At 41.3% G+C, this 16,326-nt stretch carries 15 protein-coding genes; 3 read left to right on the forward strand and 12 right to left on the reverse strand.

Features of this window, described 5'->3' with window-relative positions:
* Window positions 1-21 precede the first annotated feature (21 nt).
* The 6 genes from odhB to sdhC all read right to left on the reverse strand — a co-directional run bounded on the left by odhB (window position 22) and on the right by sdhC (window position 7,665).
* On the reverse strand, window positions 22-1,539 hold the full coding sequence (gene odhB / locus CWC30_RS10055) for a 2-oxoglutarate dehydrogenase complex dihydrolipoyllysine-residue succinyltransferase (RefSeq protein ID WP_138627015.1): 1,518 nt from the start codon (window positions 1,537-1,539) through the stop codon (window positions 22-24).
* Window positions 1,540-1,542: 3 nt separating this feature from the next.
* A complete protein-coding gene (sucA, locus tag CWC30_RS10060) occupies window positions 1,543-4,362 on the reverse strand; it encodes a 2-oxoglutarate dehydrogenase E1 component (RefSeq protein ID WP_138627016.1) in 2,820 nt (939 codons plus the stop codon).
* Window positions 4,363-4,449: 87 nt separating this feature from the next.
* Window positions 4,450-5,166, reverse strand: a complete 717-nt coding sequence (locus CWC30_RS10065; RefSeq protein ID WP_008112091.1) for a succinate dehydrogenase iron-sulfur subunit — start codon at window positions 5,164-5,166, stop codon at window positions 4,450-4,452.
* 10 nt (window positions 5,167-5,176) lie between these two features.
* On the reverse strand, window positions 5,177-6,949 hold the full coding sequence (gene sdhA, locus CWC30_RS10070) for a succinate dehydrogenase flavoprotein subunit (RefSeq protein WP_138627017.1): 1,773 nt from the start codon (window positions 6,947-6,949) through the stop codon (window positions 5,177-5,179).
* Window positions 6,950-7,297: a succinate dehydrogenase, hydrophobic membrane anchor protein gene (sdhD, locus tag CWC30_RS10075; RefSeq protein ID WP_013465012.1), complete on the reverse strand. Its 348-nt coding sequence runs from the start codon at window positions 7,295-7,297 to the stop codon at window positions 6,950-6,952.
* Window positions 7,288-7,665 (reverse strand): succinate dehydrogenase, cytochrome b556 subunit, encoded by a 378-nt coding sequence (gene sdhC / locus CWC30_RS10080; RefSeq protein ID WP_138627018.1) that lies wholly within the window; start codon window positions 7,663-7,665, stop codon window positions 7,288-7,290. Before sdhC ends, sdhD begins: the two co-directional genes overlap by 10 nt.
* Before the next feature lie 406 nt (window positions 7,666-8,071).
* Here sdhC and CWC30_RS10085 point away from each other — a divergent pair, with 406 nt between their 5' ends.
* The 3 genes from CWC30_RS10085 (at window position 8,072) to CWC30_RS10095 (ending at window position 11,125) form a co-directional block, all read left to right on the forward strand.
* Complete coding sequence (locus tag CWC30_RS10085) at window positions 8,072-9,358, forward strand: citrate synthase (RefSeq protein WP_036982594.1); 1,287 nt, start codon at window positions 8,072-8,074, stop codon at window positions 9,356-9,358.
* Window positions 9,359-9,469: 111 nt separating this feature from the next.
* Window positions 9,470-10,696 carry an aminotransferase class V-fold PLP-dependent enzyme gene (locus tag CWC30_RS10090; RefSeq protein ID WP_138627019.1) on the forward strand — a complete coding sequence of 409 codons (1,227 nt, stop codon included), beginning with the start codon at window positions 9,470-9,472 and terminating at the stop codon, window positions 10,694-10,696.
* A 12-nt stretch (window positions 10,697-10,708) separates the two neighbouring features.
* Window positions 10,709-11,125 carry a SufE family protein gene (locus tag CWC30_RS10095; RefSeq protein WP_036982589.1) on the forward strand — a complete coding sequence of 139 codons (417 nt, stop codon included), beginning with the start codon at window positions 10,709-10,711 and terminating at the stop codon, window positions 11,123-11,125.
* 36 nt (window positions 11,126-11,161) lie between these two features.
* On the opposite strand, the gene tcdA is transcribed toward CWC30_RS10095, so the two are convergent.
* The 6 genes from tcdA to msbA are packed head-to-tail and all read right to left on the reverse strand — an operon-like array spanning window position 11,162 to window position 16,294.
* Complete coding sequence (gene tcdA, locus CWC30_RS10100; RefSeq protein ID WP_069439505.1) at window positions 11,162-11,959, reverse strand: tRNA cyclic N6-threonylcarbamoyladenosine(37) synthase TcdA; 798 nt, start codon at window positions 11,957-11,959, stop codon at window positions 11,162-11,164.
* Window positions 11,960-12,640, reverse strand: a complete 681-nt coding sequence (locus CWC30_RS10105; protein ID WP_058154677.1) for a TIGR01621 family pseudouridine synthase — start codon at window positions 12,638-12,640, stop codon at window positions 11,960-11,962. It abuts the gene before it with no gap.
* Window positions 12,633-13,397, reverse strand: a complete 765-nt coding sequence (kdsB, locus tag CWC30_RS10110) for a 3-deoxy-manno-octulosonate cytidylyltransferase (protein WP_069439506.1) — start codon at window positions 13,395-13,397, stop codon at window positions 12,633-12,635. Before kdsB ends, CWC30_RS10105 begins: the two co-directional genes overlap by 8 nt.
* The gene (locus CWC30_RS10115; RefSeq protein WP_008112074.1) at window positions 13,385-13,582 is read right to left on the reverse strand and encodes a Trm112 family protein; all 198 of its coding nucleotides are present in this window, start codon (window positions 13,580-13,582) and stop codon (window positions 13,385-13,387) included. Before CWC30_RS10115 ends, kdsB begins: the two co-directional genes overlap by 13 nt.
* Complete coding sequence (gene lpxK, locus CWC30_RS10120; protein WP_138627020.1) at window positions 13,572-14,552, reverse strand: tetraacyldisaccharide 4'-kinase; 981 nt, start codon at window positions 14,550-14,552, stop codon at window positions 13,572-13,574. The genes CWC30_RS10115 and lpxK overlap by 11 nt, the downstream gene beginning before the upstream one ends.
* Entirely contained in the window at window positions 14,549-16,294 is a 1,746-nt protein-coding gene (gene msbA, locus CWC30_RS10125; protein ID WP_138627021.1) for a lipid A export permease/ATP-binding protein MsbA, read from the reverse strand. The genes lpxK and msbA overlap by 4 nt, the downstream gene beginning before the upstream one ends.
* Window positions 16,295-16,326 lie beyond the last annotated feature (32 nt).

The raw sequence follows: 16,326 nt of genomic DNA on the forward strand, positions 1-16,326 counted from the left end.
CTTATATTTCATACTACTTAATTAAACATCCAGCAGTAAACGTGTTGGATCTTCAAGTAACTCTTTAATTGTTACTAAGAAACCAACTGATTCTTTACCATCGATTTGGCGGTGATCGTACGATAACGCTAAGTACATCATAGGTAAGATTTCAACTTTACCGTTTACAGCCATTGGACGATCTTGGATTTTGTGCATACCCAAAATTGAAGACTGCGGTAAGTTAATAATTGGAGTAGATAGTAACGAACCGAATACACCACCGTTAGTAATAGTGAAGTTACCGCCGGTCATATCGTCAAGCGTTAGCTTACCATCACGGCCTTTAAGCGCTAACTCACGAATCCCCTTTTCGATTTCTGCAACAGATAGCTTGTCACAGTCTTTAAGTACAGGTGTTACTAAGCCACGAGGTGTAGAAACAGCAATGCTGATGTCAAAATAGTTGTGGTAAACAATATCATCGCCATCAATTGATGCATTTACATCTGGGAAACGCTTTAACGCTTCAGTCACTGCTTTCACGTAGAAAGACATGAAACCTAAACGGATACCGTGGCGCTTTTCAAATACTTCTTGGTACTGCTTACGAAGATCCATGATTGGCTTCATGTTAACTTCGTTAAATGTAGTTAACATTGCAGTAGAGTTTTTCGCTTCAAGAAGGCGATTCGCAATGGTTTTACGTAAACGTGTCATAGGCACACGTTTTTGCGTACGGTCACCCATAGGTGCTGCTGGCGCTTCTTCAGCTTTTGCTGCTGGCGCAGGTGATTTTAAGAATTGATCAACATCTTCTTTAGTCACACGACCATTTTTGCCTGAACCTTTGATTTTTGATGCATCAAGGCCTTTCTCAGCAATTAAACGACGAACAGATGGCGTTAACACATCTGAACTGTCGCTTGAGCTTTCTTCTTTGGCAGCTTTAGCATCTGCTTTAACGTCAGATTTAGCGGGTGCAGCGCCTGCTTTTACTTTACCAATTACTTGCTCACCAAGAACAGTGTCGCCTTCGTCATGAATGATTTCACCCATAACGCCGTCTTCTTGGGCAACCACTTCAAGTACAACTTTATCTGTTTCGATATCTACCAAGTTTTGATCGCGTGTTACCGCGTCACCTGGTTGAACATGCCAAGTAGCAATTGTTGCATCTGCAACTGATTCTGGAAGTACAGGTACTTTAATATCCACTTCTTTACCTTCTGATGCTGGTGCTGATTGCGCCGCCGGCGCGTCTTCTGATTTTTCTGATGCTGAGCTATCTTCTTTTGGCTCTTTATTAGGTGATGCTTCTTGCGCATCACCAATTAAACCGATCACTTGGTCACCAAGTACCGTAGCACCTTCTTCTTGTGAAATTTCAGTGATCACACCGTCATTTTGTGCAACCACTTCTAAAACCACTTTGTCTGTTTCAATATCTACTAAGTTTTGGTCACGGCTTACTTTGTCGCCAACACTTACATGCCATGTAGCAACGGAAGCATCTGCAACCGACTCAGGAAGAACAGGAACTTTAATTTCTGTGCTCATTGCTTATCCTTTCTTTTCTATAGTAAGCGCGTCGGCAACGAGCGCTTGTTGTTCTTTAGTATGTACTGACATATATCCACATGCAGGAGATGCTGACGCCTTACGACCTGCATATTTCAATTTTGCACCTTGAGGTATTGCATCAACAAAGTGATGTTGTGAGCAGTACCAAGCGCCTTGGTTTTGCGGCTCTTCCTGACACCACACAAAATCAGTAACGTGCTGGTAACGTTCAATAATTGCTTTCATTTCGTCATGTGGGAACGGATAAAGCTGTTCAACACGAACAATTGCAATATTGTCTTGCTCAAGTTTACGACGCTCTTGTAATAGTTCGTAATAAACTTTGCCGCTACAAAATACAACACGTTCTACTTTCTTAGCATCAATCTCATCAATTTCATCAATGATATTGTGGAACACACCTTGAGATAACTCTTCAAGTGTCGATGTTGCTAATGGATGACGTAATAACGATTTCGGTGTCATTACAATCAGTGGACGACGCAGTGGTCTAACTGATTGACGACGTAACATTGCGTACACTTGCGCCGGTGTTGATGGCACACATACTTGCATATTGTGATCAGCACAAAGCTGTAAAAAGCGTTCTAGACGAGCCGAGCTGTGCTCTGGACCCTGACCTTCATAGCCATGAGGTAACAAGCAGGTTAAGCCACATAAGCGACCCCACTTTTGCTCACCTGAACTTAAGAACTGGTCAAATACCACCTGTGCACCATTAGCGAAATCACCAAATTGTGCTTCCCACAATACTAATGAAGTCGGCTCTGCAGTTGCATAACCATATTCAAATGCTAATACCGCTTCTTCAGACAGTACCGAATCAAAAACTTCAAACGTACCTTGGTCTTCACTAAGGTTCTGTAATGGTAAATACGTTGCACCATCTTTTTGACTATGAACAACCGCATGACGGTGGAAAAAGGTACCACGGCCTGAATCTTGTCCAGTTAGACGAATATCAGTGCCTTCAGCTGCAATAGTTGCATACGCTAAAGTTTCTGCCATACCCCAATCAAGTGGTTTTTCGCCAGCAGCCATTGCTTTACGATCATCGTATATTTTTTTAACACGAGATTGTGCTTTGTACTCTTCTGGGTAACTTGCAACTATGTTACCAAGCTCTTTAAGCTTTTCTACCGAAACGCTAGCATCGTAATCAACACTCCATTCATGGCCTACATACTTAGCCCAATCTGAAGAGTGTGATGTTTCTGGCTGTATTTCTTCAACAACACAGTTGCCATCGTCTAAACCATTACGGTAATCGTCTGCAAGCGCTTTCACTTCATCTTCTGTGAAAGAACCTTCAGAAATCAGCTGATCCGCGTAGATTAAGCGAGGTACTGGGTGTTTTTTAATTTTTTGGTACATAATTGGCTGTGTAGCGTTAGGCTCATCAGCTTCGTTATGACCATGGCGACGGTAACAAACAAGGTCAATCACAACGTCACGTTTAAACTGATTTCTAAAATCAAGCGCGAGTTGCGTTACAAAAGCAACCGCTTCAGGATCGTCAGAGTTTACGTGGAAAATTGGTGATTGAACCATTTTCGCGATATCAGTACAGTAATCAGTTGAGCGTACGTCGTCTTTTTTGCTTGTTGTAAAACCAACTTGGTTATTAACAACAATACGGATACTACCGCCACAACTAAATGCATTAGTTTGCGATAAGTTAAACGTTTCTTGAACAACACCCTGACCTGCAATTGCTGAGTCGCCGTGGATAGTGATTGGAAGTGCTTTGCTACCTGTTTTGTCATTAAGACGATCAAGACGTGCACGCACAGAGCCCATAACCACCGGGTTTACGATTTCTAAATGCGACGGGTTAAACGCAAGTGCCATGTGCACGTTGCCACCTTTAGTCGCAAAATCTGATGAATAACCCATGTGGTATTTAACATCACCTGAGCCTAACGTTTCTTTGTGCTTGCCAGCAAACTCATCAAAAAGTTCTGATGGATTTTTGCCTAGCACATTAACAAGAACATTTAAGCGACCGCGGTGAGCCATACCAATAACGGCTTCTTTCTGGCCACTTTCACCGGCACGGTGAATAAGCTCTTTTAACATAGGCACTAACGCATCGCCACCTTCAAGTGAGAAACGCTTAGCACCCGGGAACTTAGCCCCTAAATATTTTTCAAGACCGTCAGCCGCTGTTAATCCCTTGAGGATTCGTAGCTTTTCATTTTTATCAAATTTTGGCCTAGACTGAACAGACTCTAAACGCTGTTGTAACCAACGCTTTTCTTCTGTTGATGTGATGTGCATATACTCGGCGCCAATAGAACCACAATAAGTGGTTTTTAGTGCTTGGTATAACTCACCTAAAGGCATAGTATCGCGGCCAACGGCAAACGATCCTACGTTAAATTCGCGGTCAAAGTCAGCATCCGATAAGTCGTGGTACTCTAGCTCTAAATCTCGTACACGTTCTCGTTGCCAAATACCTAGTGGATCTAGGTTTGCATTTTGGTGTCCCCGAAAACGGAAAGCATTAATAAGTTGCAGTACTTTAACCTGTTTAAGGTCGCCACCACTGCCCTCTGCTACCACTACTTCTCTATGCTTGTTTTTAGCAAGCGCCGCAAATTGTGAACGAACTTCTGAATGTTTTACTTCAACATCCACACCATCTACTTTTGGTAACTGTTCGAACACTTCTCGCCATTCTTCTGGCACCGAAGTCGCATCGTCTAAATACGCTTCATAAAGCTCTTCAACATAAGCAACGTTACCGCCGTTTAAATGTGAAGATTCTAGCCATGCCTTCATCACACCTTCGTGCATTTATAAGCCCTTTTTTTTAGCGCAGAAATTAATAGTTATATAACAAGATGGCTAATAAATTATTAGCCATCTTTCGTCTACTAGAAATTAAACCGAGCGGTTTAATAACATAGATTTTATTTGTCCAATTGCTTTGGTCGGATTAAGACCCTTAGGACAAACGCTAACACAGTTCATGATACTGTGGCAACGGAACACACTGAATGCATCGTCTAAGTCAGCTAAACGCTCTTCTGTTGCTGTGTCTCGGCTATCAGCTAAGAAACGGTAAGCATGAAGAAGGCCTGCTGGACCTATAAACTTATCTGGATTCCACCAGAAAGAAGGACACGATGTAGAACAACATGCACATAAAATACACTCGTAAAGCCCATCTAATTTATCACGTTCTTCGATAGATTGAAGACGTTCACCTGCAGCAGGCTCATCATTAATTAGATACGGTTTTACTTTTTCGTATTGAGTGTAGAACTGACTCATGTCAATAACAAGGTCACGAACAACAGGAAGTCCAGGTAATGGACGCACTACGATTTTACCTTTGCCATTTTTTTGCAGCGTAGATAAAGGAGTAATACATGCTAAACCGTTCTTACCATTCATGTTTACGCCGTCTGAACCACACACGCCTTCACGGCATGAACGACGAAACGATAGTGTAGGATCTTGCTCTTTTAATAGTAAAAGTGCATCCAATACCATCATGTCTTGGCCTTCCTCAGTTTGCAAAGTGTAATCTTGCATACGAGGTGCATTATCAACATCCGGATTGTAACGATAAACTGAAAATTGTACTTGTGCCATCGTCTCGCTCCTAGTAGGTACGTGCTTTAGGTGGGAAAGCTTCACGTGTTTTAGGCTCGTAGTTTACTTTACGCTTGCTCATTTCATCCGATACCGGATTAAATATTGAGTGACATAACCAGTTTTCGTCATCACGATCTGGGAAGTCAAAGCGAGAGTGTGCGCCACGGCTTTCAGTACGGAAGTTTGCAGCTACTGCAGTTGAGTAAGCTGTTTCCATTAAGTTGTCTAGTTCTAAACATTCAATACGCATGGTGTTAAAATCTGATGATTTGTCATCAAGACGCGCGTGCTGTAAACGTTCACGGATTTCTTTAAGTTCAGTAAGACCTGTAGCCATTGAATCACCTTCACGGAATACCGAAAAGTTAAGCTGCATACATTGTTGTAGGTCTTTCTTGATTTGAACTGGGTCTTCGCCTTGACCAGTTGTTGAGTTTTCCCAACGGTTAAAGCGCGCAAGAGACGCTTCTAGGTCAGACTCTGAAGCCGCTTTAGAAATTTCAACGTCATTTAGGTATTCACCTAAGAAGTTACCTGCTGCACGGCCAAATACAACTAAATCAAGTAATGAGTTACCACCTAAGCGGTTAGCACCATGTACAGATACACAGGCGATCTCACCAACAGCAAATAAACCTTGTACTACTTTTTCGTTGCCAGCAGCATCGATGTTAAGTACTTGACCATTTACGTTTGTTGGAACACCACCCATCATGTAGTGACATGTTGGGATAACTGGAATCGGTTCTTTTGCAGGGTCAACGTGAGCAAATGTTTTAGCAAGATCACATACACCTGGAAGACGTAAGTTAAGCGTTTCTTCACCTAAGTGGTCAAGTTTCAACTTGAGGTGAGGACCCCAAGGACCATCACAACCACGACCTTCACGAATTTCTGTCATCATTGAACGAGCAACAACGTCACGAGACGCTAAATCTTTAGCATTTGGTGCGTAACGTTCCATGAAGCGTTCGCCATCTTTATTTAAAAGATAACCACCTTCACCACGACAACCTTCAGTTACTAGCGTACCAGCGCCAGCTATACCTGTCGGGTGGAACTGCCACATTTCCATGTCTTGCATAGAAATACCAGCACGTGCAGCCATACCAACACCGTCACCGGTATTAATGTGAGCATTGGTTGTTGATGCGAAAATACGACCTGCACCACCTGTAGCTAACACAACTGCTTTTGATTTGAAGAAGGTGATTTCACCTGTTTCAATTTCAATCGCTGTACAGCCTACTACATCGCCATTATCGTTTTTAACTAAATCAAGTGCATACCATTCTGAGAATACATTGGTTTTGTTTTTAACGTTTTGTTGATAAAGAAGGTGTAATAATGCATGACCCGTACGGTCAGCTGCTGCTGCAGTACGCGCAGCCTGTTCACCACCAAAGTTTTTCGATTGACCACCGAAAGGACGTTGGTAAACACGGCCATTTTCAAAACGCGAAAATGGTAAGCCCATGTTTTCTAATTCAGTAATAGCTTCTGGGCCAGTTTGACACATGTATTCGATAGCGTCTTGGTCACCGATAAAATCGGAACCTTTAACGGTATCATACATATGCCATTCCCAGTTATCTTCATGCGAGTTACCTAACGCGACTGTAATACCGCCTTGAGCAGATACAGTGTGTGAGCGTGTCGGGAAAACTTTAGAGATTAGCGCACATGTTTTGCCAGATTCAGTAATAGCAAGAGCAGCGCGCATACCTGCACCACCGGCACCAATTACTACGGCGTCAAATTCACGAACAGAATATTTCACTTAAACACCCCATAAAACGATTAAACCCACAGCTACGTAAGCAACAGCCATTAGGTTTAGTACAAAGCCTAAAAAAGCACGCAATTTAGCGTTCTTTACATAGTCGGTAAGAACCTGCCAAAGGCCGATACGGGTATGAACCATAATGCAAACTAGGGTGATTAACGTTGCCCCTTTCATTGCTAGGTTTGAGAATAGGCCTGTCCAGGCTTCATATGTGACTTCTGGCATTGCTAAAAAATAGCCAATAATAAAGATTGCATACGCGCTTATTATTAATGCCGTTGTGCGTAAAGATACAAAATCTTGTACGCCATCACGTTTAAGAGTTGCTTGATTTAAGACCATATCCACACCCCTGCCAATACAGCAAACACAACGCCAAGTGCCATCGCAATTTTAGCGCTAGTATTGCCTGATTCAAGTTCTTCCCAATGTCCCATATCCATAATAATGTGACGGATACCACCGATAAGATGATAACCCAATACAGAAAGGGTGGCCCAAGCTATAAATTTGGCAATGAATCCGTTAAACAGACTCTTGACGAATTCAAAACCTTCAGCTGAAGAAAGAGACTCTGACCAAGCCCAAATGACAAACGTTAAAGCAAAAAATAATGCAACACCGGTGACGCGGTGAAAAATTGAAGCTTTAGCCGTTGCCGGCATAGATATAGTTGTTAGATCTAGATTTACAGGTCTTTGCTTTTTCACAGTTACTTGCCCATCTTGCCCACAGTGGGGCTCATCTACTTGTTTTTCTAAAACCCACCAAATGTTTCTGGTGGAACTATCAAAATAAACGTATTGATACTAATAAAGTTCACTTTTTATGAAAATTATTATGTAAAAAAAAGTTTACCCAAATACAAATTGGTTAAAAACCTCCATTAGTATATATAGCCGGAGACTCTTTTACAATTCTTGTTTACTTTGAATCGTTTGCGAATTAGCCAATGGTATAATATTCAATCTATACCGAATATTTATTATACATATGTGCATAATACTTATAAAAATTGACTTTATACCCCTCTTTCACGTTAAAATGTAGGGATGTGCTTAGAATAGATTTTAGAATATAAAAATCAGAATAGTTATCTTAATAGGAGATACATAGATGGCAGATAAGAAAGCCACGGTCCATATTGATGGGCTAGATCCAATCGAACTTCCAATTTATCAAGGTACTGCTGGCCAAGATGTAATTGACGTACGTACACTCGGCTCACATGGTCACTTTACTTATGACCCAGGTTTCATGTCGACTGGTTCTTGTGAATCTACCATCACTTACATCGATGGTGGCAAGGGTGTTTTATTACACCGTGGTTACCCAATCGAACAGTTAGCAGAAAGCTCTAACTACGTTGAGTTATGCTACTTACTATTAAATGGTGAGTTACCAACTAAAGAGCAATACGATGATTTCGCTACAAAAATCACTCGTAGCACTATGCTAGATGAAAAAATCGCAAACTTCTTCCAAGGTTTCCGTTTTGACGCTCACCCTATGGCGATGCTATGTGGTGTGGTTGGTGCTTTATCTTCTTTCTACCATGAAGATCTGGATATCACTGATGCAGTTCAACGTAAAACAAGCGCTATTAAATTAGTTGCTAAGTTACCAACAATTGCAGCAATGGCGTACAAAACAAACATCGGTCAACCATTTGTATACCCACGCAATGACTTAAGCTATGCAGAAAACTTCTTACACATGATGTTCTCTGTGCCTGCTGAAGAATACAAAGTAAACCCTGTCACAGCTAAAGCAATGGATAAAATCTTCATGCTTCATGCGGACCATGAGCAAAACGCATCAACCTCTACAGTACGTTTAGCAGGTTCTTCTGGTGCTAACCCTTATGCATGTATTGCTGCGGGTATTGCATCACTTTGGGGCCCTGCTCACGGCGGTGCTAACGAAGCATGTTTAAACATGTTAGAAGAAATTGGCTCAGTTGATCGCATTGACGAATACGTAGCAAAAGCTAAAGATAAAGCGGACCCGTTCCGTCTTATGGGCTTTGGACACCGTGTTTACAAAAACTTCGATCCTCGTGCAACAGTAATGCGTCAAACATGTCATGAAGTGTTAGCAGAGCTAAACATTCAAGATCCATTGCTTGATATCGCAATGAAACTAGAGCAAATTGCACTTGAAGACCCGTACTTTGTTGAGAAGAAACTTTACCCTAACGTAGATTTCTACTCAGGTATTATCTTAAAAGCAATCGGCATCCCTACCAGCATGTTCACTGTAATCTTTGCAATGGCACGTACTGTAGGTTGGATCTCACACTGGGACGAGATGCTTTCTCAACCTGGCCACAAGATCAGCCGTCCACGTCAGCTTTACACAGGTAAAACACACCGTGATTATAAAGCAACTGACAAGCGTTAAGCATTAAGTTAGTTTAAAAGGCCGCCTCTGCGGCCTTTTTTATTAACTGCTACTTGAGAATTATCTTAAACAGATTACAATTCCTGCCCACTTGATTAACTTTATGAGCCTATGTCTGTGTCCTCGTTTGATCCTAAAACAATCCGTAATGATTTCCCTACCCTAAATCAGACAATTAATGGCTACCCTCTTGTTTATTTAGACTCAGCAGCAACAACACAAAAACCACAATGCGTGATTGACGCTACGTCACAGTTTTACACCTCGCAGAATGCAAATGTTCACCGTGGACGTCATACGCTGAGTGAGCAAGCTACAGCGGCTTATGAGCAAGTACGTCAACGCGTTGCCGATTATTTTCAGGTAACCAGTAACGAAATTGTCTGGACCAAAGGTGCCACTGAAGCGATTAACTTAGTTGCTCATGGCTTAAGAAATACATTAACAGCTGCTGACACTATTTTAATTAGCCCAATCGAACATCACGCTAATATCGTGCCGTGGCAAGAACTGGCAGCGCAAACCGGGGCAACATTAAAAACTTTACCACTTAACGCAGATGCTACGTTTGATATAGCACAGTGTTGTGAAGTGATTAAGCGCACCGACCCTGCACTACTGGCTATTACTCACGCTTCTAATACGCTAGGCAATATTACTGATTTAGTCCCCTTAATAGCCTCAGCGAAGGCGGTAGGCGCGCTAACCTTAGTCGATGGCGCACAAGGGGCGCTGCATTTAAGACCGAATTTAAAAAAGCTCGATTGTGATTTTTACGTGTTTTCTGCTCATAAAATGGTGGGGCCAACAGGGCTAGGCGGTTTATATGGCCGTTATACAGCCCTTAATGCACTATCGCCTTATCAAACAGGCGGTGAAATGATTGAAAAAGTAACCTTAACGCACAGTACTTATCGTAATGCACCGGCTAAATTTGAAGCAGGAACGCCAAATATAGCCGGTGTTTTAGGTTTTGGCGCTGCACTTGAGTATTTAATGGCGCTTGATCTGCAAACATTACAGCACTATGAACAGCAGTTGTTTATTTATGCAGCGAACGCATTGAGCAAAATAGACGGTATTATTATTTACAGCGACCTCAAATCGAATATTGGCACACTTTGCTTTAATTATAAAAATGAACATCCTTATGATCTGTCAACTTTACTTGACGGCTATGGTGTTGCTGTACGAAATGGTCATCATTGTACCCAACCTTTAATGAGTCATTTAAACCTAAATGGCTCATTGAGAGCGAGTTTTGCTTTTTATAATACGACTAAAGATGTAGACCAATTTATTGCCGCACTCAAAGAATGTATTGCTTTATTAGACTAATTTGGATAAATAATGACACACACATATCAACTCGTAACTAAAAGTATTCAAAGCAGTAGTAACTGGCAACAAAAGTACCGTGAAATTATGTTACTCGGTAAAACGCTGCCACCTTTAGCCGATATATTAAAAACAGATGATGCGTTAGTGCCAGGCTGTGAGAGTAAAGTATGGATGTTTGTCGAGTTTGACCTAACCGAGAATGCACTGGTTGTAATTGGAGACTCTGATACTCGCATAGTAAAAGGTTTATTGGCGTTAATTTTAGCCCTTTATAACGGTTTAACACCCGAGGAAGTGTTAGCAGTAAATGCTTATGATGAATTTGAAAAGTTAGGCTTAATCAGTCATTTGAGTGCGTCAAGGGGCAATGGAGTAAAAGCCATGGTTGAAACAATACAAACCATGGCCAAACAAAAAGCGCTTTAAGCGCTTTTTAAATACTATTAAACCAAAACACTTTATCTAAGTATTTAGACGCACACGCTTGTCTAAGTATTTTTGAACCGCTTTAGCGGCAACAAAAAAACCAAAACTACCGGTGATCATCGTCACTGAGCCAAAGCCATTATTACAATCCATGTTCATACTGCCATCAGCATTTTGCTTCGCATGACACACACTGCCGTCACTACCTGGGTAAACAAGCTGTTCAGTGGAATATACACAGTCAATATTAAATTTACGTTTTGGGTTTGAACTAAAATTATATTGTTTACGCAAAATGTAACGCACTTTTGCAAGTAATGGATCTTGAGTGGTTTTTGCCACATCGCCAAAGGTAATTTGACTCGGATCGGTTTGACCACCTGCACCGCCAGTTGTAATTATAGGCATTTTATTACGTTTACAGTGAGCTATTAACGCCGCTTTTTCTTTAACCGCATCAATACAATCTATTACATAATCAAAACCTTGAATATGTTCTTGAATATTATCAAGGCTAATAAAGTCATCAATTACATTCACCACACACTCAGGGTTGATAAGCTTGCAGCGAGTTTTCATCGCATCAACTTTAGCTTCCCCTATTGTGCCTGTTAAGGCATGAATTTGACGATTTACATTAGTTGCACAAATATCATCTAAATCTATTAAGGTGATTTTACCTACGCCGGTACGCGCTAGTGCTTCAGCAGTCCAACTGCCTACACCACCAATACCCACAACACAAAAATGTGCTTGCTGTAACCACTCAAATTGCTGTTGACCATACAGTCGTTTAATACCACCAAAGCGGATATCAGTTACTTGTTCACTCATTTACCAATCCAGTTTCCACGGCGTTTGCCAAGAATTAAAATCTTGATGTTTTATCAATTGCGCATACTCTTCACCAGATTCTGGCAACAGGGTATGTTGTATTTTTTGCCCTTTCCATAAAAAATCCAGCGCAAATGCATGTAAATAGGTACGCTCTGCGGGGCTGCCTGCATAACTCGCATCACCCATTATGGGGGCACCCAAACTCTTTAAAGCAACTCTGAGCTGATGGGTTTTACCCGAATAGGGTTTTAATAGGTAAGCTCTAAAACCACTTTTAAAACTAAATGAATAAAACCGCGTAATTGCGGGGTTTATTTGCGAGTTTAATAGTTTAAAAGTACCCCGACGTGACTTCGCCATGTCTCCTTTAACCCAACCTTGCTTTTTTTTAGGCTTAGAATCACTTACAGCTAAATAAAATTTATTAATAGTATGCTCAGTAAACATCTGGGTAAACTTTGCCGCAGCGTCTTTATGCCGCGCTAATATGATCAGCCCTGAAGTCACTTTGTCTAGACGGTGAACCGCAAACAACTTTTCGTTTAGTTGTTGCTCAGCAAGAAACACAAAACCAGGGCTTTCTTCTGAATGAAAATTAAGCCCTGCAGGTTTAGTTATAATATAAAAATCATCGTGCGTGTATTGCACCTTTAACACAGGCGTATCTGCTTTATTCACGCGCTTTACTTTGAATATGCGCAACGACTTTAGCTAAATCCTCTGGTGTATCAACCCCAGCATGAGGGGTCACCACCGCTTGCTCTATTTTAATCGCATAGCCATGGTAAAGCACCCTTAGCTGCTCTAGTGATTCTAAAACTTCTAATGGTGATACCGATAATTGAATATATTGCTTTATAAAGCCAGCGCGATACGCGTAAATACCCACATGGCGTTGAAAAGGCGCTAAATTAAGTGGTTGCTGCTCTGCCATCATGGCGCTTCTATCAAATGGAATGCTGGCTCTTGAAAAATATAAGGCATTTTTATTGATATCGCTGACCACTTTAACCGCATTAGGGTTAAACACCTCTTCACGCTCTTCAATGGCAACACTGAGGGTTGCCATTGGCGCGGTTGATTGCGCTAATAATGTTGCTACTTGTGACACGTTATCAGGGGATAATAACGGTTCATCGCCCTGCACATTAACCACGATAGTATCATCTGATAAATCAAGTAAATCAACGACTTCTGCTAACCGTTCAGTCCCTGATTGATGATCTTCTCGAGTCATCAATACATCATTGGTAAAGTGTTTAGCCGCATCAAATACTTTTTGATGATCGGTGGCTATAACCACTTTACTCGCTCCCGACAAACACGCTTTTTCATAGACATGTTGGATCATTGGCTTGCCACAAATATCAGCAAGTGGTTTACCTGGCAAACGAGTAGAAGCGTAACGTGCAGGAATAACTACTACGAATTCCACTTTTCTACCTCTTCAAGAGACAATTCTCGGGCTTCATTTTCAAGTAATACCGGAATATCATCGCGTACCGGGTAAGCAAGCTTTGCAGCTGTACTGATCAGCTCTTGGTTTTCTTTATCAAAGCGCAACTTACCTTTACACACGGGGCAAGCAATAATTTCGAGTAACTTCGTATCAAAGGCCATGATGGATCCCTTTTTCTTTTAATAGTAAATTTAATGTGTTTATTACCGCCGCTGTTGGTTGAGCATCAACAGGCAGGTAATACCAATTAGGCTTTGCAAAATCACGGCATTTAACCGCATCTTTTTCTGTCATTAATACACAGTCATCGCCAAATTGAGCGAAATCATCAGCGCTATAAGCATAATGATCGCGAAAATGATGTGTAGACAGTAATTTAATACCTTGTGCTTGCAGTGAAGCCTCAAAACGACCTGGGTTACCAATAGCACTCACCGCATGCGCAGCCTTTAAAGGCGTCGCTATATCCGTGTTATCGGCAACGCGTTTAATAACCGATGGCTGCAAGCGATAACTAAACTCATCCTCAGAGCCATTTTCAATTACTAGGTCTACGCTCTTTAATCGAGAGACGGTTTCGCGCAGTGGCCCTGCGGGCATTAGCAAACCATTACCAAATTTTCTTTCGCTATCAACAATACAACATTCTATGCTGCGTGCCATTTTGTAATGCTGCATGCCATCATCAGAAATGATCACATCAAGCTTAAAGTTTGCGTTGAGCTTTTCTATATTGTGTTGCCTATTAGGGCCAACCACTAATGGGCACTGTAAACGGTTAAATAAAAGCACCGGCTCATCACCAGCCTCTAAAGTAGTCGTATTAGCAGTCACTAATAATGGGTAATGAGTTGCTTGCCCGCCGTAACCCCGACTAATTAAACCAACAGATAAGCCTTTAGCAGTTAAATAATCATAAAGCCACAACACAAACGGCGTTTTACCATTGCCGCCAACGCTTATATTGCCAACTACAATAACCGGCGTATTGCTCACAAATGACTTAAAAATACCGAACTTATAGCAATATCTACGCAGCAAAGAAATACAGCCAAAAATAGCGGACAGTGGTAATAACAATAACGTAATTAAGCTAAAAGGTTTATACCAGCTTTGCTCTATTTTACTCACCCTTGCTCACCAAACTGCATTTTGCATAACGCAGAATAAGTGCCATCGTTAGCAAGTAAGTCTGTATGGGTACCACTTTCAATAACTTGACCACTGTCTATTACATAAATGCGGTCACTATTTTCTATAGTCGATAACCTATGCGCAATTACAATAGACGTTTTGTCTTTCATTAATGTATCGAGGGCATGTTGAATAAGTTTTTCTGATTCAGTATCGAGCGCCGAGGTCGCTTCATCTAAAATTAAAATTGGTGCATCTTTTAATATTGCGCGAGCAATCGCGATACGTTGACGTTGACCACCTGAAAGCATCACCCCATTTTCACCAACCATAGTGTTAAGTTGCTCCGGTAAATCTTTAACAAACTCCCACACATGAGCTTGTTTAGCCACAGTATGAAGCTCTTCCATCGATACATCGCGTTGGAGGCCATAACAAATATTATTTGCAATCGTGTCATTAAAAAGCACTACTTGCTGCGATACTAAAGCAAATTGACGACGTAAATCGGTGAGCTTATATTCATTTAAAGCAATACCATCCAGTAATATTTCACTGGGCGTTTCTAAATCATAATAGCGAGGTAATAAGTTTGATATGGTGGATTTACCCGAGCCTGAGCGGCCAACTAGCGCAATGCTCTCGCCCGCTTTAATAGTCATAGACAAATTATTTAATACCGGCTCGTCTTTGGTTGGGTATTTAAAGGTGACATTTTTTACCTCAATATGACCTTTAACTTTATCAACCGATAAGGTGCCCGTGTCTTTTTCTATTTCTTCATCTAGCACTAAAAATACACTCTGCGCAGCTGAAATACCGCGTTGTAAATCACTGTTCACATTGGCAAGCTGTTTTAACGGGCGTAGTAACATCATCATCGAAGAAATGAGCACTACAAAATCCCCAGAGCTAATACTGTCTATCATTGAGGGCATAGACACCACCCATAAAATAACGGCCATTGCGCTGGCTGCTAAAATTTGAATGATAGAGACACTTAACGCCTTAGTCGCATCCATTTTGATACGTTGCTGGCGATTATGATTATTAATTTTAGAAAATTGATCGATTTCTTGAGTTTGACCACCAAAGCCATGGATCACTTTGTGACCACTGAGCATTTGCTCTGAGCTGCGGGTAACTTGCCCCATCGCAGACTGAATATTTTTAGATATATGACGAAAACGTTTAGATACCACCGCCACTATAATAGCCACTAATGGAATAATAACTAAAAAGATTAACGATAATTGCCAGCTGGTATAAAACATAACTGCAAGTAAAAACACCACAAAAGCGCCTTCACGAACTACAATAAGCAGTGCTTTGGTAATCGCTTGCTGTACTTGCTCTGTATCAAAGGTAATTTTTGAAATAAGGTCGCCACTCGAGTTTTTATCATGAAACGATACCGGCAAATGTAATATATGCTCAAATAGTTCTTGGCGAAGCGCACGCACTACCTGCGAACCAACATAGCTTAAACAGTACGATGACATAAAATTAAATACGCCACGCCCAATCACCAACGCAATAACCACTAATGGCGCATAAGTAAGTACCTGACTATTACGCTCATTCAAACCTTCATCGATAAACGGCTTCATCAGTTGGATGAATAATGCATCCATACCTGAATAACCTATCATTCCAATAATTGCGACGATGGCAACCGACTTATAGGCACCAACGTAAGAAACAAGCCGTTTATAAATTTGTGTAGTACTTTGATCCATAACACTCTCTAAAACCACTGACAGCCTCTATT

The sequence above is a fragment of the Pseudoalteromonas sp. S4741 genome, assembly GCF_005886135.1.
Lineage (GTDB): Bacteria > Pseudomonadota > Gammaproteobacteria > Enterobacterales > Alteromonadaceae > Pseudoalteromonas > Pseudoalteromonas tetraodonis.